Here is a 20,969-nt window from a genome sequence, read left to right on the forward strand (position 1 = left end):
AACGAATGGATTCAGGGAGATTAGTTGCCCCAAACGGGAAAATGTCACACGCGGCCCGGTATTTTTTTAATTGGCTTACGAATGTGTCTCCAAACCAGCCAGCACCCGCCGGATCGCAGCTTCTTCCGCCCTGATCTCCAACCGCTTGTGCGGGTTTGTAAAACCGGACACGATTTCGACCGCCGACCTGGAAACACCGAACTGCTTCGCCAGGTAATCTACCAGGTACGCGTTGGCCTTGCCGTCCTGCGCGGGTGCTTTGATTTTGGCGTTCAACTGCCCGGCGGCATCGAAAAACAGCTTATCCACCTTGCTGCCGGGTTTCACTTTCAGGTGCAGGATCATGCCGGTTTTCAGTATACGGTTTTCGATGGGTCGTTACCCCGGTAACTGGCGTTAAAACCGGTACGGAATTTCGGCGGTATTGCTGGCGATGCGCCAGTGATCCGGATCTTCGTATTGATAGGCTTTGTCTACAATATTGAGCAAAACAGCGGTTTCCGGGCCAATATTCTGCACGCCGTGCCAGACTTTCGGTGGTACTACAATCAACTGCGGGCGCAGCAGACTTCCCCGGAATTCGTTCACCAGACCATACGTGGCCGACTCCTGCCGACCATCATACAACACAATCTTGATCGTGCCTGTCTGCACAAATAGCCGGTCGGTGGTTACTTCGTGCGAATGCCAGGCCGAAATCCCACCTGGTTGCAGCACAACCTGAAAAATCTGATCGACTTCATCGTCGGGACCCAGCCACTCCCGACGGTAAATCTCAGTCAGGTAGCCGTTGTTCTTGATGATGTTTTTCACTTCGCGAACCTGAACCCCGTCGATTAGGCGCTGCTGGTGCTGGTTCCAGTCGGCGGTAATGCTTTGGGCATCTTTTTGGGAATCTTTCAGAAGCCAGTTGTTCATCATGCATCAGATTTTAGAAAGTCCTCTCATTTTACGCAATGCATTCAATGCCCCACCCCTGCGCCAATACCGCACCATAAACCGTACCTGTACCGGCAGCAACCCAAGGTTAATTAATTGACGGATGATCAGATTCTTAACGCCTTGCCGCCACAGGGACCCGACCGGAAACCGCCGGTTCTGCGTCTCGGTAGCCACGGCAACCGCCGTCAGAATCTGTTCACGGAAGGATGGATTTGTGCTAATATGGTAATAATACTGCCGGTTTTCGAATTCTTCACGATCCAGGTACACATTTTTGCGAACACCCGAGGGAACGGCCAGCCACGTCAGGTGATGGGTCGGAACAAGGTGCTTTCCAGCCTTATAGGCCCGGATCAGCCAGTCTTGAGACGGATAAATCCAGAGATGGCGAAACGAACGCCAATAGCCGACTTCTTCCAGAAGGGATTTCCTGAACAGCCAGCCCGACGCCGGAACAAAATCGACGGGCCGGTAGCGATTATCGGGAAAAACGCCGTAAAGCTGAAAACTGGAATCGGGATTGACCACCACGCCCATGCCAATGACCACATCGGTTTTCGGTTGCCGAAGGGCATCCAAACCCCGTTGCAGATGATCCGGGAACCACAAATCATCATGGTTCAGCATAGCGACGAATTCGCCCCGGGCCTGTTTCAAGCCTTCGTTGTTAGGGCCTGACTGCTCGCCGATGTTTTCAGGTAACTTAATGAACCGAATGCGCGAATCCTGAAAAGCAGCGACGACCTGTTCTGTATCGTCGGTGCAGCCATCGCCCACTATCAGCATTTCCCAGTTCGAAAACGTCTGATCCAGCACACTTCGGATGGTATACTGCAGCACGTTACTGCGGTTGTAGGTGGCCGTGATGATGGAAACCAGGGGTGTCATACGACTCGAAGGTAAGCAAATAACCTAAACCTGCCCGGTTTTCGGTTTACAGCGACAGAGCAATCAGGTAGGCATCCACTGTGGCAACTTCTTACTGTATACCGAAAACCGGTCACACATCAATTTTGTACGATAGCGCCACTGCGTCGCCGGTTTTTCCGCGAAAACCCCAATTGTGGGCGGGGCTTTCCAGGATGCAGATTTCGATGTCGTTCATTGACAGGCCCGCTTGCTGGTGAATGCGCTCAAACAGCAGGTTGATCAGTTTCTTCTTCGTCTCAACCGTTCGTCCTTCAATCATCAGCAACTCAATAATGATGTAGTTCTAATGATGTAGTTCTCGGAGCGGCCTTCGGGCATGAAAAAATCCTCCGGCTCAAGGTACAAAAACCGGTGCGCCCGTTTGTTCACCGGGAATTGCAAAGCTTCGACCACACAAGCATGAATGGCGTCCGACAATTGCTCCCGGATCGCCCGCAGCGGTTCTTTCAGCCCGTAAATTTTCACCTGGCTCATGCGACAGACAAAAGCATAAAGACCGTAGACAAGAGAAGCCGTTTAATAGACAAATGTACCGGCCTCGCTCTGCACCGTCACCCGCTTGCCCTCGAACGCTTCGACGCGCCCGATTACCCGGCCGTCAATCCCGAAGTGAGCCGCGATGTCGATCACGCGCTGGGCGTGGGTTTCGGACAGGTAGATTTCAAGCCGGTGACCCATGTTGAATACCTTGTACATTTCTTGCCAGTCGGTGCCGCTTTCCTGTTGAATCAGCGCAAACAATGGTGGAATTGGAAAGAGGTTATCTTTCACAACGTGCAGGTTATCAATAAAATGCAGCACTTTCGTTTGTGCCCCTCCGCTGCAATGCACCAGGCCGTGAATCTGGCTCCGTAACGCATCAAGCAGCACTTTCGCCACGGGTGCGTAGGTTCGGGTAGGCGACAGAATCAACTGCCCGACGTTCAAACCGGTCTTATCGACCGGGTCCGTCAGCCGTTTGGAGCCGCTGTACACCAGGCTGCGGTCCACGGCGGGGTCGAAGCTTTCGGCGTATTTGTCGGCCAGGTAATGCCCCAGCACATCGTGCCGGGCGGAGGTCAGGCCATTGCTGCCCATGCCGCCGTTGTAGGTCTTCTCGTAGGTCGCCTGGCCGAACGATGCCAGTCCGACAATCACATCCCCGGCCTGAATCCGATCGTTGCTAATCACCTCGTCCCGGCGCATCCGGGCCACCACCGTGCTATCGACAATCACCGTCCGGACCAGGTCGCCCACGTCGGCGGTTTCACCCCCGGTGCTGGCAATGTCGATGCCGTGTTCCCGCAGCATCGCCAACACTTCCTCGGTCCCGTCGATGATTTCGGCAATGACCTCGCCGGGAATCAGGTTCTTGTTGCGACCAATGGTCGACGACAGCAGCATCGGCCCCACCGAACCGACGCAAATCAAATCGTCGGTATTCATCACAATGGCGTCCTGCGCAATGCCCCGCCAGACCGACAGGTCGCCGGTTTCTTTCCAATACAGGTACGCCAGCGACGATTTGGTTCCGGCCCCGTCGGCGTGCATGATGGTGCAGTAGTCCGGGTCACCGGCCAGCGCGTCCGGCACAATTTTACAAAACGCCTTGGGAAACAGCCCTTTGTCCAGGTTGGCAATGGCCTTGTGTACGTCTTCTTTCGAAGCCGAAACGCCCCGTTGGGCATAGCGGTCAGTTGGTTGATTCATTCGTATTAATCCTTGACGGTGCCGGTTTTCCAGTCCGTCGAGTGCCATTATTTCAAAACTTCGACGGTATTCAATTCCGGTCCTCCGCCGTGGTTGGCCGATCCGGCCAGAATATAAATATTGTTCTTGTATACCGCAGCCTGTGTCCCGTGCCGCCCTTCCTTCAATTTGGGGCCGGAAGTCCAGCGGTTGGTTTTCGGATCGAGAATTTCGGTTTCGCTGTGCGACTTTAACTGCTCGCTTTCCCCACCGATCACCCACACTTTGTTATCCTTCGTCACCGCCGTACTGCCCGCCCGCAGGGTTGGGAAGTTGCTTTCCGGCGGCAGGGTTTCCCACTTCCCGGTTTTGAAATCGTACACATCGACTTCCGGCAAGGTCGTATCGATGACGTGCCCGGTTTTGGCCGACGACCGGCGACCGCCCGCCAGGTAAAGCTTGTCGCCGACGACCGCAGCCGCAATATGGTCGCGCGAGCGGGGCGCATCGGCCAGTTGCTTCCAGGTGTTGGTTTTCGGATCGTACTCATCCAGGCGCGATACGTGCCCGTCGTAGTGGCCGTCGATGATGCCACAAACCATGTAAATTTTGTCTTTATAGACGACAACCCCCGCCGAACCCCGGAGTTGATCTTTCGGAATTTCGGGGCCTTTCCGCCAGTTGCCGGTTTTGGGACTGTAAATATAAATGTTCGGAATCGGCGTTTCGTGCGGATACTTGCCTTCAAAAGCGCCCATCACGTAGATTTCACCCTTGTAATTGATCGCCTGAAAATGATTCATTTCGACTGGTGGCGTCGGCAGTTTTTTCCAGAGCAAGGTCTTCAGGTTCAGCGCTTCGAGCGGTTTCATGCCACGGCCGCCGATGGCGTACAGGCTGTCGCCGACCAGCGCAGCCGCGTTTTCGTGGCGTTTTTCGCACTCATTTTTCGTCACAACCGGCTCCCAGGCCTGGGCCATTGCCCACGATTGACAGCAAAGACTTAGTACGGAAAAGGTCAATAATTTCCTGTTCATAACAATTGGTTTTACATGCCGAAGCGCTGTTGAATCATTTTAGCATAATTCCAGGTCAAATGTACGGCATCGGGCGTTATAGACAAGAAACCATCCGATTTTTGCCGATGCTCAACGCCAAAATCTATCTGATTTTTTGTCTGTTAGTCCCTTTTTACAGCCTTGCCCAAACGGTTCCACCTGATACGGCAAAAATCGTTGTTACCGCTGACAGCAGTGCCAAAACCGATTCAATTGCCCGCTTAAAAAAAGAAGAAGCCGCCAAAGCGGCACCGGTCGCATCGAGCGATCCCTCCGGTTTTCATTACAAAATCACCGCCGATGGTACCGTAACGGCCGGAAACGTCAATCGGGCCCTAATTCAGGTCGGCGGTTCGTTCGACTGGGCCGTAAGTCGGCTATTTCGCTTTGCCAGCAGCCCAACCTTTGCCTACGGCCAGCAGAACGGCCAGCTCAATGAACGGGAATTCCTGGCCGATTTTCGCGCAACGCTCTTTCACGAACGGCGGTTTTATTACCTGGGCTTCGGAGCTACCGAGGTCAGCAACCTCCGCAAAATCCGGAATCGGCTCACCGGTGGCGCGGGGGTTGGCTACAAACTCGTCAGCCGAAAAAATGCCTATCTGTCGGTTACCAATGTGCTGCTGTATGAATACACGGATTTTATTACCAATACGGCCGAAGTCCCGGATGTCAATGTCCTGCGGAATTCGACCCGCTTGCTGGGCGAATTCCAGTGGGACGACGGACGGTATTCGATTAATCAAACGGTTTTTTTGCAACCAGCTCTGAACCAGCCGAACTTTCGCTGGAACGGCAGTCTATCGTTTCAGATGCGGCTGACGGCCCTTGTTAGTATACGGACAATGGTGCAAAATTCCTATGAAAGCGTCGTGGCCGTGGGCCGCAAGAACAACGATTTTCGGTGGACAACGGGGCTGGTGCTGGAAGTGAAATAAAATGGCATTTGCTTGGTATACCCGCAAAAACCGGTTATTTTTTCAACTTTTATGAACTCATCCACACTATACGCGGGGTTGAAAACAAGTCAGCTTATGGAAACAAATCACGCCTATACGGACTATCTACAACAAAATTCGGTGGCTACCCGGCCTTTTCCGGTGGCTTCGCTGGAAATCTTTCTGCTTGACCGGGCACAGGAGCGGCACCACCGGCGCGAAGTCGAGCGGCTTCAGCAACTGGCTGAGGCTCATAATTGGCGGCTAACCCGCGACTATGAAAAAGCGCTGTATGAGGGCTATACACTCATCGTTTCGAACATGGCGCAGTCGATCCTTTGGGCAAGCCACGGTTTTCTGGCGATGACCGGCTATAAGCCAGCCGAAGTCGTCGGTCGGACGCCCCGGTTTCTGCAAGGCCCCGGTACCGACCGGATCAAGCTTCGGCAACTGGCCGAGGACCTCATGCGCGCCCGCTTCGAAAAGCGCCCCCAGCCGATCCGGCAGCAACTGATCAACTACCGGAAAGGCGGCACCCCGTATTTCTGTGAAATCGAAATCGATCCTATCCAAAACCGCCAGGGTGAACTGACGCACTTTATTGCCGTAGAACGGGAAGTTTAACGTACCCACGGACTTTAGTCCGTGTGAGCTTCCTAACCAATGGGATTGGGCAGGGTCAAAAACACGGACTAAAGTCCGTGGGTACGGTTAGATTTTCTCCAGCAGATTCAGAAACTCCTGCTTTTTGTTCCGCGAAACCGGAATGTTTTTGTTGTTTTCCATGATCACCTCGCCCCCATCGCCCCGGATGTAGCGCTGCACGTAGCGCAGGTTGATTAGATAACCGTGGTGAACCCGGCAGAAGCCTTTGGTTTCCAGGACGTCTTCCACTTCTTTCAGCGTTTTCGAAATCAGCACGATCTTGCCGTTCGTCAGGAAAAACCGGGTATACCCGCCGTCCGATTCACAGTAATAAATCTCTTCGCTATTGATGATTTGCAGCCCTTCCATCGTCGGCAGGGCAATCCGGTCACCGGTTTTCTGGCGGTGTAGGTACTCGATAAAACCTTCTACTTTGGGCGTCGCCCGGGTCAGCCGTTCCTGCTCCGCTTTTTGCACCGCCTGCACCAGCTCGTCTTTATCGATCGGTTTCAGGATGTAGTCCAGCGCGTTGTGCCGAATGGCCTTAATGGCGTATTCGTTGTAGGCCGTCGTGAAGATCACATCGAAGCGCGTAAAACGGCAGGCTTCGAGCATGTCGAAACCGCTCATGCCGGGCATTTCGATGTCCAGAAAAACCAGGTCGGGCTGGTGCATTTCGATGGCCCGGTAGCCCTCTGTTCCGTCGGAGCAGGACGCCAGCAGTTGCACCTGGGGGCAATACCGCTGCAAAAGCAGACCCAGCACGTCGCGGCAGTGTTTTTCGTCATCGACAAGAATGGCAGTCATGGTTATTTGAGTTTCATGGTAAATGTAACACAGGTTCCGGCCGGCACACCCGCCGAATCGACCAGGTCGGCCACATCGATCCGGGCATCCACCCCATATATTTTGTTCACTATCTGCAACCGCTCTTCGGCAATCCGGCTCCCGTGCGACTTATGAGCCGTCAGGCTATTGGCCTGTGCCCGTTTCGAAGCTTCCCGCCCCACCCCGTTGTCGGCGATGGAAATGACCAGAAAACCGGCTACCTGCTGGCAGTCGATCTGCAAATGCGGTTTTTCGGCTTTTTGAGGCAACAATCCGTGCCAGATCGCATTCTCAACGTAGGGGTGAATCAGCAAGGGCGGCACCTGCACAGTATCCTGGCTCAGCGTCCGGCCCACCGTCAGTGTAAAGTCGAACGAGTTATCGCTCCGCAGCCGTTCGAGTTCCACGTAGGTTTCAATCGCTTTCAGTTCGTGTCGCAATGGTACCCACTCGGTCTGGGTGTTGACGATAATCTGCCGCATCAGCCGCGAAAACTTGTTCAGGTAAAGCGAAGCTTCATCGACATCGTTCTGCAGCACAAATTTGTTGATCGCGTTCAGGCTGTTGAACACAAAGTGCGGATTCATCTGCATCCGCAGGGCCATGAGCTTGGCTTCGGCGATCCGCTTGTTGTTTTCCAGCAATTGCCGCTCAGTTTGCCGGTACGCCTGTTCGATCTGTACGCGCCGGATTTTCTGGGCACAGAGCCGGGCGATGCTCGTCAGGATGTGCAGGTGGCGGGGTTTAAAAAAATTCTTTTCAGGATGTTCCGCATCAATAATCCCAACCACCTCGCCTTCCAGCACAATCGGAACCGTAATTTCGGAATACCGCATGTCGTCGTCCCGGATATACCGCGCGTCCTGCGAAGTGTCGGCGATCAATTCGGGCTGGCCCGTCTGCGCCACCGAACCCACAATGCCTTTTCCAACGGGAATTTCAATTGGTTGAAAGATTTCGTACGAACGCGGATTCTTAGGGCCGTGCGCAGCTTTCTGAATCAACACATTCCGGCTTTCATCGAGCATATAAACCACGCAATCGACAAAGTTGAGTCGGGCGATGCAATTTTTGGCAACGTCCCACAAAACCTCCTCGACGGTCGTTTGATCAATGAGCGAAATCGCAAAAAAGTTGATAGCCCGTTCGGTTTCAAGCTCTTCTTCTAACGCCTTTCTGTCCTGATCATGCTGCGTATGTTTCCCATTTTTCGACACGTTTTATTGATTTGGAACCGCACAGAGCGGTTTTTGGATTAGCTCTCCTAAAGTAACGGTAATCGGGTACTTTTGAAAGAGTCACTAAATATCCGGTCGTTTTTTGGCAATAACTGGTAGAAATACGTGGTTACTTCCCACCTGCTCCGAAAAAAAATCCCCGCTTAGGCGGGGATTTTTAACCATTACCGAATACACATTACTTATCCCTATTTACACATTAAAGACAACTGTATCTTCCCGAACAGGTACGACCAATTCATGTGCTGACGTTTCTATAAACCCGGTTATGAGGCATTTACAAGAACAGCACAAAAGTAGCTTGGTTACCGCTGCCCGCACAGCCCGAATCAACATTGAGTCGCTTTTAATTGATAAATACCGGTTGCAACTCATAAGTAACCAATTTGAGTTAAATTAAACCTTATATATGAACTCCTTGTCTAACTAGAAACATCCCAACTTATGAAGGAGCGGATTCATACACAGCATCTCTTTTGGCGGGCGGGCTTCGGGGCAAGTCCGCACCAACTTCGCGAGGCAGAGCATCAGTCGGTTCGGAAGGTGGTCCGAGCGTTGTTCAAAGACAGCCAATCCTTCATTCCCCTGACGGTTGCCGGGGGTGATCAACCCGCTAAAAAAGAACTGAAGAGTTTGTTCAGAGAAGGGAAATTGGACCGGGACTCGTTAAAAAACCGCATTCGCGAAAACCGGGAAGCGATTCGCGATCTGAACGTAGCCTGGGTGGCGCAGATGGCGTCGGGCCGGGGGGCCTTGCGCGAAAAGATGGCCCTGTTCTGGCACTCCCATTTTGCCTGCCGCAACCAGAACAACGTCCGGATGGTGGAACAGTATACGAACATTCTCCGCGAACATGCGCTTGGCAACTTCAGCGACTTGCTGATGGCGGTGTCGAAGTCACCGGCGATGCTCCAGTTTTTGAACAACCAGCAAAACCGTAAACATGCCCCCAACGAAAACTTCGCCCGCGAGGTAATGGAGTTGTTTACACTAGGCCGGGGCCAGTACACCGAAAACGACATCCGGGAAGCCGCCAGGGCCTTTACCGGCTGGGGTTTTAACGCGCAGGGCGAGTTTGTATTCCGCCGGAATGTACACGACGACGGCGACAAAACCGTATTGGGTCAAACCGGAACTTTTGGGGGCGAAGACATGATCCGGTTGCTGCTGGAACGCCGGGAAACCGCCCTCTTCGTCACGACCAAACTGTACCGGTTTCTGGTCAGCGACGAGCTTTTCGGCGACGCTGTCGAGCAGCAACGGATTGCGCAGTTAGCCGATCAGTTTTACCGGAGCGGCTACGACATCGCCGGGTTGCTGGAGACGATTTTCACCAGCGACTGGTTCTACAACCCGAAGTACATCGGAACACACATCAAGTCGCCGGTCGAGTTATTGGCCGGAATGCAACACAGCCTGGGCATTCAATTTGAACAAAAACAGCCGGTTTTGTACGTTCAGCGGACGTTGGGGCAGGTGTTGCTGTATCCGCCGAACGTAGCAGGCTGGCCGGGTGGGCGCAACTGGATCGACAGTTCAAGCCTGTTATTTCGGATGAAGTTGCCGGAACTGGTCCTGAAAGCCGGGGAAGTAACCATCAAACCGAAAGACGACGGCGACGTGAATACCGAATTGCTTTCCCGAAAAATAAACCGACTTTTTTCCGCCACTATCGACTGGCCGACGTTTGAAAAAGCGTTTGATAAAAGCAAGGATGAACGTTTGCCGGATGACCTGGCGCTGTATTTTTTGCAACTGCCGCTGAACGAGACGCAACGAAAACTGCTCGCTTCGCAGGTAAAACCGGCAAGCCCCCGCAGCGAAAAGATCCGAACGCTCGCGACAGCCATTCTGTCATTTCCGGAATATCAACTTTGCTGACCGGTTGGCCTGATTGAAATGGCTTGAATGGCTATTTAACCATTTAGCCATCAAACTATACCAGCAATTTTAAACCCTTTAACCATTCATTGTATGCATCGTCGGGCATTCTTCAAAAATTCGGCTTTTGCCACCGTGGGAACAATGCTGATTCCCCACTTCCTGAAAGCCTACGAAACCAGACATCTTGGCACAAGTCCGAAAACCGCTAAAACGCTGGTCATCGTTCAGTTGTCGGGTGGCAATGACGGCTTGAATACGGTCGTGCCCTTCCGCAACGACATCTATTACCGCGAACGACCGACCCTGGCGATTGCTCCCGACAAGGTGTTGAAGCTAAACGATGAGATCGGTTTTAACCCCGCCCTGAAAGCCCTGAAAGGACTGTACGACGACGGTCTGGTGACCGTCGTCAACAATGTGGGCTATCCGAATCCCGACCGCTCTCACTTCCGCTCGATGGACATCTGGCAAACGGCCAGCGACGCCGACCAGTACCTAAGCACGGGCTGGCTCGGGCGGTATCTGGATGCCAACTGCGTCGGCCACGATTGCCTGGCGCACCGGGCCATCGAAGTGGACGATACGCTCAGCTTAGCCTTGAAAGGACAACATCTGAACGGTTTGGCGCTGCTCGATCCGAAGAAACTGCACAACCAGACCCGCAGCGGTTTGGTCAGGGATTTGGCAAAACCCAAACCGGCCGACGAGCACTCGAACGTTGCGTATCTGTATAAAACACTGGCCGAAACCGCATCCTCGGCCGATTACATCTACGACAAATCGAAAGCCAGCCACCGTCAATTTCCCTATCCGAATAGCGAACTGGGCAACCGGCTAAAAACCGTCTCGGAACTGATTTTGGCGGGGGTCAACACGAATGTGTTTTACATTTCCATTTCCGGATTCGACACGCACATCAACCAGCCGGGGCAACAGGAACGGCTGTTGCGCCAGTACGCCGAAGCCGTGGCGGCTTTTACCAACGATCTGAAAGCAAATGGAAAACTGAACGAGGTCTTGCTGATGACTTTCTCGGAATTTGGCCGCCGGGTCCGGCAGAACGCCAGCAACGGCACCGACCACGGCACGGCCAACAACCTGTTCCTGATCGGCGGGGGACTGACACCGGGCCGGGTTTTCAACGAGGCACCGAACCTGACAAACCTCGACGAAGGGGATTTAAAGCATACTGTCGATTTCCGGAGCATCTACGCGACGCTCCTCCGCGACTGGCTGAAGGTCGATGATGTAGCGGTTTTGGGGCGGAAATTTGAGACGTTGAGCTTTGTGTGAGTTGTTACACAGGGTTATCGGAGGACATCAGGGTTAATCAGAGATTATCAGGCGGGGCCGCCCGGCGGTAGGTCAGAGTTTTTCTCTGATTCCCTCTGATGTTCCCTGATTAACCCTGTGTAATAACCCTATTTTTTCCACTCGCCATCCACCAACCGGAAGATTCCCAGCGGGTTGGCGGCTTTCAGGGCATCGGGCAGCAGCGCATCCGGGAAGTTCTGGTAGCAGATGGGCCGCGCAAACCGCCGAATGGCGTTGGTTCCTACCGAGGTCGACCGCACATCGGTGGTGGCCGGATACGGTCCGCCGTGGTTCATGGCGTGGCTTACTTCAACGCCCGTCGGAAAACCGTTGATGAGTAGCCGCCCAACTTTCTGTTCGAGAATTTCGAGCAAATCCGCGTAGTCCGCCAACTCCTCAGGTGTCCCGTACACGGTGGCCGTCAGGTGACCTTCCAGTCCGTTGGCGACAGCCATCATCTCTTCTTTGGTATCGGCAGTCACCAGCAGACTGCTCGGGCCGAAGACTTCTTCGGTCAGCTCCGGGTGTTCGAGCAGGACATCGGCCGTGGTGGACAGCAGCGTTGGTTGGGCCGTGGCAAAACCGTCGGCGGCAGAATCCGATTTGCTGGCGACCAGCACCTGCGAATTTTCGTTCAATTTTTCAATGCCACTGGTGTATGCCTGGTAAATGCCCTTCGTGAGCATCGGCGTCGGCTGCGTCTGCGTCATCGCTAACCGGGCTTGACTGATAAAAGCATCGCCCCCGTCCGACTGTTTGACAATCGCCAGACCCGGATTGGTGCAGAACTGTCCCACGCCCAGCGTCACGGAATCGACGTAGGCTTTCGCCAAATCCAACCCTTTCTGTTTCAGAATGGCGGGCAGGAAGAAAACCGGGTTTGTGCTGCCCATTTCGGAATACACCGGAATCGGCTCCGGTCGACGAACGGCTGCATCGTAAATGGCTTTTCCGCCCCGGAACGAGCCGGTAAAACCGATAGCTTTGATGGCCGGATGTTCCACAATCGCCATCCCAACGGCTACCCCCGTTCCCTGCACCATCTGGAAAACACCTTCGGGCAACCCACTTGCTTCAACGGCTTTACGAATCGCCTGACCAACCAACTCAGAGGTACCAGGATGAGCCGGATGCGCTTTGACGACCACCGGACAGCCAGCCGCCAGGGCCGAAGCGGTATCGCCCCCGGCCACCGAAAACGCGAGCGGGAAGTTACTCGCGCCGAAAATCCCGACCGGGCCGAGCGGAATCAACATTTGCCGTAAATCCGGGCGGGGTAGCGGTTGTCGGTCGGGCAGAGCCGTGTCGATGCGGGCATCCACCCAGGAGCCTTCGCGCAGGTATTGGGCAAAAAGCCGCAACTGGCCCGTCGTCCGGCCGCGTTCACCGGTGAGCCGGGGCAGCGGGAGAGCGGTTTCGAGGTTGGCCCGTTCAAGCAGTTCGGGGCCGAGCGCCATGATTTCGTCGGCAATGCGTTCCAAGAACTGCGCTTTCGCTTCGCCGGATAATTTGCGGTAAACGGGAAAAGCAGCGGCCGCCCGCTGGCAGGCCTGATCGACTTCTTCGCGGGTCGATTCGTTGAAAATACCGTCCAGGACTTCGCCGGTGGCGGGGTTAATGGCTTGAAAACTCATTCGTTTAGTGTTGTACAGAATTGACTAACGTACCGATTCCGTCGATGGTAATGCGCACCTCATCGCCCCCGGCCAGCGTAAAACCGTCGGGCGGCACGATGCCGGTGCCGGTCATCAAATAACAACCGTGGGGAAAACTAGTTTCCCGGAACAAAAACGAAACCAGTTCGTCGTGCCGCCGTTTCATGCGGTTGATGGCAATGCTTTCGTCAAAAACCGTCGCGTCGTCGCGCCGTATTTCGAGCCGTATTTGGGTGTCGGACGAGATGGGCGTTCCCGGAATATACAGACACGGCCCCACCGCAGCGGCTCCGTCGTAGGTTTTGGCCTGCGGCAGATACAGCGGGTTTTCGCCCTCGATGCTCCGCGAACTCATGTCGTTGCCGACGGTGTAGCCGACAATTTTTCCGTTGGAAGTGATGAACAGCGTCAGTTCCGGCTCCGGCACGTTCCAGGTCGAATCTTTCCGAATCCGCACGGCATCACCAGAACCGACCGCGCGGGCCGCTGTCGACTTGAAGAACAATTCGGGCCGCTCGGCATCATAGACCCTTTCGTAGAAATCCCCGCCCCCGGCATCTTTCGACTCTTCCATCCGGGCGTTGCGGCTTTTGAGATAGGTTACCCCCGACGCCCAGATTTCCTGCTGGCTGATGGGCGGCAACAAGTCGGTTTCGGTCCAGGCCCGGAACTCATCGGAAGCTGCCGTCGACGGAACTTCCTGCAAAAGAAACTGGTAGAGGTCGTCCTGGTTGACGAGGTAATCCCAGTCGTCGCTGGGTGCCCGGTGAAACTGGTTTTGGTGCTCGACAACGATACCCTGACGGGTGCGGTATAGTTTCATGAAAGATCGAGGAATTGAGGGTTGACTATAGACCGACAAATTTGGGGAATTTTGGGCAGGATTTCAGCCCGTTTTTTAACAAATACTACAACCTTCTTATCAAAAAAGCACACGATCCGGGGCTGCGTCCAACAGTCCGGGTAGCGAACTTTGGCAGACGGCCAAATTACTACCCCATCCAGATCGTTTAAACCGCTCGCGGACGAATTGCGGAACACAAGATTACCGGTTGTTCCTGTAAACTTATTATAATAACTATCCATTTCGTTCTCAATTAATATACAGTCAGAATAAGGCAAATAAAGCCACGTCTATTGCCAAATTTCTGCGTACATTTGTAGTACTAAAGTAAGATTAAACAGAAATTACCCGGACTTAACGGTGGAAATGAAACTAGATGTCCAGATTCATTAGTTGCCTTTTTTCGGCGGATCCGTCGCAAAACCGGGTCAACGGTTTTACCGGACCGTATAGGGCAAGACGGAGACCTGGCCCTCGCTGATCTGTCAACCGTTCGTTATTACTAGGATCAATTCGTGAATATCCTCAAGTCATTTAACGTCTTTTTCGTATGTCTCGATTCCGTTGGCTTGCCCTGCTAACAGTTGCCCTTACCAGCCTTGTTCAACCGTTCGGTCAGGCACAGCCGTCCAAAGCAAAAGTCACTTCCGATACCAGCAAAGTAGATCGGGAATATGCGTTGGAAGCCACCATGCTCGGTTTTTTTGCCAAAGATGGCGCCCGTAACCCAATTCTGAAAGCCAACAAAGGCGACCGCGTTCGGATTACGATCACGAACGGCGAGGTCATGACGCACGACATTGCGCTGGAAAAGCTCGGAATTAAAAGCAAAACCATCCAGGACAAGGGAGCGAAGGCCAGTATCACGTTCCGGGCCGACAAAAGTGATACGTATTACTGTACCGTTCCGGGACACCGCAATGCCGGCATGGTGGGAAGTTTTGAAGTGGTTGAAGGAACGATCACCAACGCCACCGTGGCCGGGCAACTCCCGATGAAAAACGGGCAGCCGCTCAACCTGAACTTTGAAACCGGCACCTTGAAAGACTGGACAGCCACCGGCGAAGCCTTCGCCAATCCGCTCGTTGGCCAGGAGCCGTCGCCCCTGCACGAAAAAGACATGACCATCGGGTTTGCCGGGAAGCACTTTCTGAGCAGTGGCGGCACGGTGAACGCCAAACTGACCGGAACGCTAACCTCCGTTCCCTTTCCGGTCACGCATCCTTTTGCAGCTTTCCGGATTTCGGGCGGGGCATTGCAGGACACCCGCGTCGAACTTGTGCAGGCCAGCACCAACAAGGTCATTTTTCACAGCACCGGACAGGGTCGCGCGACGCTTCAGCCGGTGGTGGTCGACCTGCAACCGTATCTGAATCAAGACATTTTCGTTCGAATCATCGACAACGAAACCGGGATTTCGCAGATTCCCTATATTCCGCACGACAAGTGGGCGCACATCAATTTCGATGAATTTCTGTTCTACCCGACCCGTCCGGTGTTCCCGAACGAACTGAAACAGAGCGACATCATTATTCTGCCGCCCCTCGACCCTGTCCTGAACGCGGGGCTTTCCGGGATCGAAGCCGCCAAAGCCATGACCCCGCCCAAAGGCTTTAAGATTACGCTGGCCGCTTCCGAACCGGAGATCGTCAAACCGATTTGCTTTACCATCGACTGGCGCGGCCGACTTTGGGTCGTCGAATCACACACCTATCCCGTTCCGGCGCCAGAAGGGCAAGGGCGCGACCGCATCTTCATCTTTGAAGATACCAACGGCGACGGCACCCTGGACAAGAAAAAAGTCTTTGCTGAAGGGCTAAATCTGGTCAGCGGGATTGAGGTTGGCATGGGGGGCGTCTGGCTCGGTGCTGCGCCTTATTTGTTGTTCATTCCGGCGGATTTCAAGAATGACAAACCGGCGGGTCCGGTTCAGAAACTCCTCGACGGCTGGGGTACGCACGATACACACGAAACCCTGAACAGCCTGCGCTTCGGCCCTGACGGCTGGCTGTATGGCACGCACGGTGTGTTTACGCACTCGAACGTCGGAAAACCGGGTGCCCCGGATTCTGAGCGGACGAAAATCAATGCGGGCGTCTGGCGCTATCACCCGACCACTCAGCAGTTTGAGGTGTTTGCTGAAGGCACCAGCAATCCCTGGGGCCTGGATTTTAACGACTACGGCCATGCTTTCATCACGGCCTGCGTGATTCCGCACATGTACCACATGATTCAGGGCGGGCGCTACCAGCGGCAGGCCGGAAAGCACTTCAATCCGTATACGTACGATGACATCAAAACCCACGCCGATCACGTCCACTGGGTGGGCGAGCGCGGCCCCCATGCCGGGAATTTCCGGTCGGCCTCAGCCGGGGGTGGTCACGCCCACGCCGGAGCCATGATTTACCTCGGCAATACCTGGCCGCAGGACTACCGCAACGATATTTTCATGAACAACATCAACGGCGCACGGCTAAACCGCGATCACCCGGTGCGGGCCGGATCGGGGTACAACGTCGCGCACCGCCCCGATTTCATGCCGATGAACGATTCGTGGTCGCAGTGGCTGAATATGAAGTACGACGCCAGCGGCTCGGTTTGGGCCATCGACTGGTACGACAAAAACCAGTGCCACAGCTCGAATCCGGACGTACACGACAAAACGATGGGCCGGATTTTCAAGATTTCGCACGAAAACGACAAGTGGGTGCAGGTCGATCTGTCGAAGGCGACGGACAAGGAACTGGTCAATTACCAGCTTCATGCCAACGACTGGTACGTCCGGCAGGCCCGGTTGCTGCTTCAGGAGCGGGGGCCGAACAAGAAGGTTCATAAAGCATTGAAAGAAATGCTGGCGACCAACCCCGACGCGACGCGCAAACTTCGGGCACTCTGGGCCTTACACGTGACGAAAGGACTCACGGAAAAGGAACTGGCCGATTTGTTATCCAATGAAAGCGAATACGTCCGGAGTTGGGCGATCCAACTGCTGGCCGAGGATAAAACCGTGGAGCCGGAAACGCTGAAGCGGCTGGTGGCCCTGGCCCAAACCGACAACTCGGCGCTGGTCCGGCTGTACCTGGCCTCGGCCATGACCCGACTGGAACCCGGCCAGCGCTGGGATGTGCTGGAAGCTCTGACGCAGAAAGCCGAAGACAAAGACGACCATAACCTGCCACTCATGTTGTGGTACGCTTCCGAACCGCTGGCCGCTCTCGACATGAAGCGGGCGCTGGAAATGGCCCAGAAATCGAAAATGCCGAAGCATCTGCCCTACACCGTGCAGCGAATTGCGGCAATTGGGAGTGATGACTCAAAAAAACTGCTGAAAGACTTCAACAACCGGCTGGGCAAGCTGGAACACTCGCACGAAAACCACGCGTTGCAGGCGCTCATTGCCAAGGTGTTGGAGGAGTAAGCAAACGCCCGGGCCGGGGCCACAGACAGGGCGCACAGAGCCGAGTCACCGGGTAGCCAGGCTATACAGAAGCTCGGACGACGATAACTTTACCGCACTTCTGATCGGAAAACCGCGCCAAAATTGGTAAATTCGTGAACGGCTCGTAACCGCTTCTAACGCGGGCCACCTGTGCTTCTTTCTCTCCGGGCGGTTTGCGCCAACCGGAGTTTGTTACTTGATAAAATGCTTCATAAAACCCGGGGAATCGTCTTAAGTTATTTTCGGTATCGCGAAACTTCTATCATCGTCCGTGTTTACACCGAGGAGTTTGGCCTCCAGAGTTACCTCGTCAACGGCGTGCGGTCGGCCAAAAGCAAAACCAACCGGATTGCCTTTTTTCAACCGCTGACGCTGCTCGACATGGTGGTGTATTATAAGCCCGACAAAGACCTGCACCGGCTTTCGGAAGTCAAGATCAATTACCCGTTTCAACACCTTCCGTTCGATATTGCCAAGTCAAGCATGGCGTTGTTTGTGAGTGAAATGCTCACGAAAACCCTGAAAGAGGAAGCTAGCAACCCATCGTTGTATCACTTTTTGGAAGAAAGCGTGCAGTTTCTGGAAGAATCGGAAGCTGATTACGAGAACTTTCACATTACGTTTTTACTCAAACTCGCCTTTTTTCTGGGCTTCGGCCCGAGCAATGCGCGTGAATTTGAAAGCCAGTTGCAGGAGCAAAAGTACCCGTTCCTACCCGACGAAACGGCTGAAAAAGCCCTCAACAGCTTCCTTCGCCAACGGCTGGGAACCCCCGTCAAAATTTCCCGCCAGACCCGCGCCGAACTACTCGATGCCGTGGTCGCTTTCTACCGGATTCACATCGATAGCCTGGGCGAGATCAAATCGCTGGCGGTTTTGCGGGAAGTGCTCAGTTGATCTTTTCAATCCCTGTTAGTTCCAGCATTGGGCTTCCGTCAGGCTTCGTTTGAGGAATTCAGGTCCAATTAGCCAGCCTTTGGTTTACAGGATTTCGGCCGGATTATATTGTCTGAAAGCTATTTTAGGGCATTGGCCGTAAACTATTTGCTCGTTTCTGTTGCGTTCCCTTCTATTCCATTGTATGTTTGTTTCATTATTTTTATTAAGTCTAAATAAATAAACCCGGTGCGCTGTCGCCAAACGTTACACCGGGCCTCCGTCAATTCATTCACCAGAACAATTAACAGAGTGAGCAAAAGTATGAAACATTTTAGATACCCGGTCAGAACTCTCTTGATGGGTGTTTTTTTACTCCTTACACAGCTCTCACCAAGCTTATTGGCTCAGCAACAGAGCCGATCCGCAGGCAAAGGGAACCTGAAAGGGTTGGTTCAAACGGCCGACGGCAAACCCGCCGGATTTGTAAACGTAGCCCTGAAAGGTCTGGCCAAGGGAACATTGACGAACGAACGGGGTGAGTACCAGATCCGAAACATTCCGGAAGGACCGCAGACGGTGGTTATCCAGCTCATCGGGTATGCTCCGGTGGAACTGAACGTCGTGATTGCCGCGAACGAAACCAGTACGGTTCCCCTCGTCCACCTCAACGAGAGTTCAACGGTTTTGCAGGAGGTCTGGGTGCGGGGCAATGTGAACAAATTTGCCAATAAAGAATCCGATTTTGTAGCCCGTCTGCCGCTCAAAAATCTGGAGAATCCGCAGGTGTACTCCGCCGTTACAAAAGATCTCATCAGCGATCAGGTCGTTACCGATTTCAAGGATGCCCTGCGAAATGTGCCGGGTGTAGCTCCGCTGAACAATCCGGCGGGCGGAACCGGTGCAACCATGCGCGGTTTTACGTCCAACACCACCATCCGGAACGGAATGGCCGTCCAGATTTACCAGTCCGACGTAATCAATCTCGAGCGGGTGGAGGTGATCAAAGGCCCTTCGGGTACCCTGTTCGGCTCCAGCCTGATCAGTTTTGGCGGTTTGATCAACCAGGTGACTAAAAAACCGTTTGAAACGTTCAAAGGCGAGGTTTCCTACACGGCGGGCAGCTACGAACTGAGTCGGTTTACGGTGGATGTAAATACCCCCGTGACGGCCGACAAAACGGTTTTGCTGCGGGTCAATGCGGCCGCCCACTCGGAAGGGTCATTTCAGAATTTCGGTCACAACCGGCGCTATACCGTCACGCCCAGCCTGTCTTACAAGGTCGACGACCGGCTGTCGTTCCTGTTCGACGCCGAGCTGAACAGGACCAACCGCTCGACAGTCGCCTACCACCAGAACCTGAACCGAACCACGTTCCGCAGTTTCCGGGACATTCCTATCGACATCCGGACTTCGCTGGGCGGGGAAAATATCGACGCCGATCTGACCGCCCTGAATTATTCGGCCGGAGCGCGCTACGTGCTCAGTCCGCAGTGGACCTCGCAAACCAACGTCGCCTTTGGCAATAACCGGATTGAACACAGCAACCAGATTTACCCCAACTGGACCAGCGATACCACCTTTAACCGCAACATTTCCAACTACGGTCCCCGCATTTTCAATTCCATCAATGCCCAACAAAACTTCGTGGGTGATTTTCAGTTCGGCCGCCTTCGAAACCGTCTGCTGGTGGGTATCGACCTATATACCTATACGAGTCAGCTCCGGTTTACCGACGTCGGCACGTACGATGTCGTCAACACGAAGCGGCCTATTCCCGGGATTAACCTGGAAAAAGTAAATGCAATCATTGCGACCAAAACCAACTCGAATAACCAGACAAAACTAAGCACCTACAGCGCCTATGCTTCTGATGTATTGAATCTCGGTTCGCGACTGATCGTCATGCTGAGCTTGCGAATCGATCGCTTTGTCAATAATCCGACCGTTACCAACGGCGTTGCCGGGAAAAACGATTACCGGCAAACGGCGGTTTCGCCCAAACTCGGCTTTGTGTATCAGCTTCTGCCGGATCAGGTATCCGTTTTCGGTAATTACATGAATGGCTTCCAGAACGTGGCTCCGGTGGTGCAGCCCGACGGAACCACCTCGGTTTTCAAACCGCTGAATGCCAACCAGTGGGAAGTGGGGGTCAAAGCCGACGCCTTCAACCGGAAACTGAGTGGCAGCCTCAGTTACTACGACATTGCCATCCGGAATGCGACCCGCGTCGAGAATAACTTTACGCTTCAGGACGGCTCCCAAAAAAGCAAGGGCTACGAAGTTGAACTGATTGCCAACCCGGTCACGGGGCTGAATATCGTTGCGGGTTACGCCAAAAATGAGAATAAAGTGGTGAAAGCGGCCGACTATGTCGGCAATTTTGTGGCCCAGACCCCGACGGATTTTGCCAATTTCTGGGTGACGTACAAATTCTCCGGAAAAGCCCTGCATAACCTCGGGCTGGGTTTTGGTGGCAACTATGTGTCGGATTGTTACTTCGATGCGGCCAACCGGATTACCATTCCGGAGTACACGCTGCTCAATGCGTCGGTTTTCTTCGATCAGCCGAAGTGGCGGGTTACGCTCAAAGGCAACAACCTGACCAACGAAACCTATTACTCCAACTGGGGCCTGCCGCAACCGCTCCGCCAGCTATCAGGCTCCCTAACGTTCAAATTTTAACCGGTTCCCGGGCACTGAACAATGC

General features: G+C 54.0%; 18 protein-coding genes. 7 read left to right on the plus strand and 11 right to left on the minus strand.

All coding sequences use genetic code 11. The features are described 5' to 3' along the window. Positions 1-75: 75 nt before the first annotated feature. The 7 genes from ACO2Q8_RS04140 to ACO2Q8_RS04170 form a co-directional block, all read right to left on the minus strand. A complete protein-coding gene (locus ACO2Q8_RS04140; RefSeq protein ID WP_423343518.1) occupies positions 76-345 on the minus strand; it encodes a DUF167 domain-containing protein in 270 nt (89 codons plus the stop codon). A 51-nt stretch (positions 346-396) separates the two neighbouring features. Beyond that, a complete protein-coding gene (locus ACO2Q8_RS04145) occupies positions 397-918 on the minus strand; it encodes a cupin domain-containing protein (RefSeq protein WP_423343519.1) in 522 nt (173 codons plus the stop codon). Between the two features lie 6 nt (positions 919-924). Next, positions 925-1,830 (minus strand): glycosyltransferase family 2 protein, encoded by a 906-nt coding sequence (locus ACO2Q8_RS04150; RefSeq protein ID WP_423343520.1) that lies wholly within the window; start codon positions 1,828-1,830, stop codon positions 925-927. A 112-nt stretch (positions 1,831-1,942) separates the two neighbouring features. Continuing rightward, entirely contained in the window at positions 1,943-2,131 is a 189-nt protein-coding gene (locus ACO2Q8_RS04155; RefSeq protein ID WP_423343521.1) for a tautomerase family protein, read from the minus strand. Then, positions 2,131-2,346, minus strand: coding sequence for a hypothetical protein (locus ACO2Q8_RS04160; protein WP_423343522.1), 216 nt, complete (start codon positions 2,344-2,346; stop codon positions 2,131-2,133). The genes ACO2Q8_RS04155 and ACO2Q8_RS04160 overlap by 1 nt, the downstream gene beginning before the upstream one ends. Positions 2,347-2,388: 42 nt before the next feature. After that, entirely contained in the window at positions 2,389-3,561 is a 1,173-nt protein-coding gene (locus ACO2Q8_RS04165) for an AIR synthase related protein (protein WP_423343523.1), read from the minus strand. A 47-nt stretch (positions 3,562-3,608) separates the two neighbouring features. Continuing rightward, a complete protein-coding gene (locus tag ACO2Q8_RS04170; protein WP_423343524.1) occupies positions 3,609-4,577 on the minus strand; it encodes a Kelch repeat-containing protein in 969 nt (322 codons plus the stop codon). Between the two features lie 107 nt (positions 4,578-4,684). Here ACO2Q8_RS04170 and ACO2Q8_RS04175 point away from each other — a divergent pair, with 107 nt between their 5' ends. Next, positions 4,685-5,536, plus strand: a complete 852-nt coding sequence (locus tag ACO2Q8_RS04175; protein ID WP_423343525.1) for a DUF481 domain-containing protein — start codon at positions 4,685-4,687, stop codon at positions 5,534-5,536. Between the two features lie 96 nt (positions 5,537-5,632). Further along, positions 5,633-6,160, plus strand: a complete 528-nt coding sequence (locus ACO2Q8_RS04180; protein WP_423343526.1) for a PAS domain-containing protein — start codon at positions 5,633-5,635, stop codon at positions 6,158-6,160. 87 nt (positions 6,161-6,247) lie between these two features. On the opposite strand, the gene ACO2Q8_RS04185 is transcribed toward ACO2Q8_RS04180, so the two are convergent. Continuing rightward, on the minus strand, positions 6,248-6,988 hold the full coding sequence (locus ACO2Q8_RS04185; RefSeq protein WP_423343527.1) for a LytR/AlgR family response regulator transcription factor: 741 nt from the start codon (positions 6,986-6,988) through the stop codon (positions 6,248-6,250). Between the two features lie 2 nt (positions 6,989-6,990). Then, a complete protein-coding gene (locus ACO2Q8_RS04190) occupies positions 6,991-8,226 on the minus strand; it encodes a histidine kinase (protein ID WP_423343528.1) in 1,236 nt (411 codons plus the stop codon). 465 nt (positions 8,227-8,691) lie between these two features. Between ACO2Q8_RS04190 and ACO2Q8_RS04195 the strand changes: the two genes are divergently transcribed. Together ACO2Q8_RS04195 and ACO2Q8_RS04200 are read left to right on the plus strand one after the other, a co-directional pair. Then, positions 8,692-10,128: a DUF1800 domain-containing protein gene (locus ACO2Q8_RS04195; protein ID WP_423343529.1), complete on the plus strand. Its 1,437-nt coding sequence runs from the start codon at positions 8,692-8,694 to the stop codon at positions 10,126-10,128. 93 nt (positions 10,129-10,221) lie between these two features. Further along, positions 10,222-11,424: a DUF1501 domain-containing protein gene (locus tag ACO2Q8_RS04200; RefSeq protein WP_423343530.1), complete on the plus strand. Its 1,203-nt coding sequence runs from the start codon at positions 10,222-10,224 to the stop codon at positions 11,422-11,424. Between the two features lie 128 nt (positions 11,425-11,552). Here the strand turns inward: ACO2Q8_RS04200 and ACO2Q8_RS04205 are convergent, their stop codons facing one another. Both ACO2Q8_RS04205 and ACO2Q8_RS04210 read right to left on the minus strand, forming a co-directional pair. Continuing rightward, positions 11,553-13,079 (minus strand): aldehyde dehydrogenase (NADP(+)), encoded by a 1,527-nt coding sequence (locus tag ACO2Q8_RS04205; RefSeq protein WP_423343531.1) that lies wholly within the window; start codon positions 13,077-13,079, stop codon positions 11,553-11,555. Positions 13,080-13,083: 4 nt separating this feature from the next. Continuing rightward, positions 13,084-13,923 (minus strand): fumarylacetoacetate hydrolase family protein, encoded by an 840-nt coding sequence (locus ACO2Q8_RS04210; protein ID WP_423343532.1) that lies wholly within the window; start codon positions 13,921-13,923, stop codon positions 13,084-13,086. Between the two features lie 571 nt (positions 13,924-14,494). Here ACO2Q8_RS04210 and ACO2Q8_RS04215 point away from each other — a divergent pair. The 3 genes from ACO2Q8_RS04215 to ACO2Q8_RS04225 all read left to right on the plus strand — a co-directional run bounded on the left by ACO2Q8_RS04215 (position 14,495) and on the right by ACO2Q8_RS04225 (position 20,944). Next, positions 14,495-17,362: a PVC-type heme-binding CxxCH protein gene (locus ACO2Q8_RS04215; protein WP_423343533.1), complete on the plus strand. Its 2,868-nt coding sequence runs from the start codon at positions 14,495-14,497 to the stop codon at positions 17,360-17,362. Between the two features lie 225 nt (positions 17,363-17,587). Next, positions 17,588-18,280 (plus strand): DNA repair protein RecO, encoded by a 693-nt coding sequence (gene recO / locus ACO2Q8_RS04220; RefSeq protein WP_423343704.1) that lies wholly within the window; start codon positions 17,588-17,590, stop codon positions 18,278-18,280. Between the two features lie 381 nt (positions 18,281-18,661). Then, positions 18,662-20,944 carry a TonB-dependent siderophore receptor gene (locus ACO2Q8_RS04225; protein WP_423343534.1) on the plus strand — a complete coding sequence of 761 codons (2,283 nt, stop codon included), beginning with the start codon at positions 18,662-18,664 and terminating at the stop codon, positions 20,942-20,944. Positions 20,945-20,969 lie beyond the last annotated feature (25 nt).

Source organism: Larkinella sp. VNQ87 (assembly GCF_049445795.1).
Taxonomy (GTDB): Bacteria; Bacteroidota; Bacteroidia; order Cytophagales; family Spirosomataceae; genus Larkinella.

Excerpts from the sequence above, each read along its gene's own strand:
- ACO2Q8_RS04150 (WP_423343520.1), bottom strand. The coding sequence starts at position 1,830 with ATGACACCCCTGGTTTCCATCATCACGGCCACCTACAACCGCAGTAAC.
- recO (WP_423343704.1), top strand. The coding sequence starts at position 17,588 with ATGCTTCATAAAACCCGGGGAATCGTCTTAAGTTATTTTCGGTATCGC.
- ACO2Q8_RS04205 (WP_423343531.1), bottom strand. The coding sequence starts at position 13,079 with ATGAGTTTTCAAGCCATTAACCCCGCCACCGGCGAAGTCCTGGACGGT.
- ACO2Q8_RS04145 (WP_423343519.1), bottom strand. The coding sequence starts at position 918 with ATGAACAACTGGCTTCTGAAAGATTCCCAAAAAGATGCCCAAAGCATT.
- ACO2Q8_RS04140 (WP_423343518.1), bottom strand. The coding sequence starts at position 345 with ATGATCCTGCACCTGAAAGTGAAACCCGGCAGCAAGGTGGATAAGCTG.
- ACO2Q8_RS04160 (WP_423343522.1), bottom strand. The coding sequence starts at position 2,346 with ATGAGCCAGGTGAAAATTTACGGGCTGAAAGAACCGCTGCGGGCGATC.
- ACO2Q8_RS04170 (WP_423343524.1), bottom strand. The coding sequence starts at position 4,577 with ATGAACAGGAAATTATTGACCTTTTCCGTACTAAGTCTTTGCTGTCAA.
- ACO2Q8_RS04180 (WP_423343526.1), top strand. The coding sequence starts at position 5,633 with ATGGAAACAAATCACGCCTATACGGACTATCTACAACAAAATTCGGTG.
- ACO2Q8_RS04200 (WP_423343530.1), top strand. The coding sequence starts at position 10,222 with ATGCATCGTCGGGCATTCTTCAAAAATTCGGCTTTTGCCACCGTGGGA.
- ACO2Q8_RS04215 (WP_423343533.1), top strand. The coding sequence starts at position 14,495 with ATGTCTCGATTCCGTTGGCTTGCCCTGCTAACAGTTGCCCTTACCAGC.
- ACO2Q8_RS04155 (WP_423343521.1), bottom strand. The coding sequence starts at position 2,131 with ATGATTGAAGGACGAACGGTTGAGACGAAGAAGAAACTGATCAACCTG.
- ACO2Q8_RS04175 (WP_423343525.1), top strand. The coding sequence starts at position 4,685 with ATGCTCAACGCCAAAATCTATCTGATTTTTTGTCTGTTAGTCCCTTTT.
- ACO2Q8_RS04210 (WP_423343532.1), bottom strand. The coding sequence starts at position 13,923 with ATGAAACTATACCGCACCCGTCAGGGTATCGTTGTCGAGCACCAAAAC.
- ACO2Q8_RS04185 (WP_423343527.1), bottom strand. The coding sequence starts at position 6,988 with ATGACTGCCATTCTTGTCGATGACGAAAAACACTGCCGCGACGTGCTG.
- ACO2Q8_RS04195 (WP_423343529.1), top strand. The coding sequence starts at position 8,692 with ATGAAGGAGCGGATTCATACACAGCATCTCTTTTGGCGGGCGGGCTTC.
- ACO2Q8_RS04165 (WP_423343523.1), bottom strand. The coding sequence starts at position 3,561 with ATGAATCAACCAACTGACCGCTATGCCCAACGGGGCGTTTCGGCTTCG.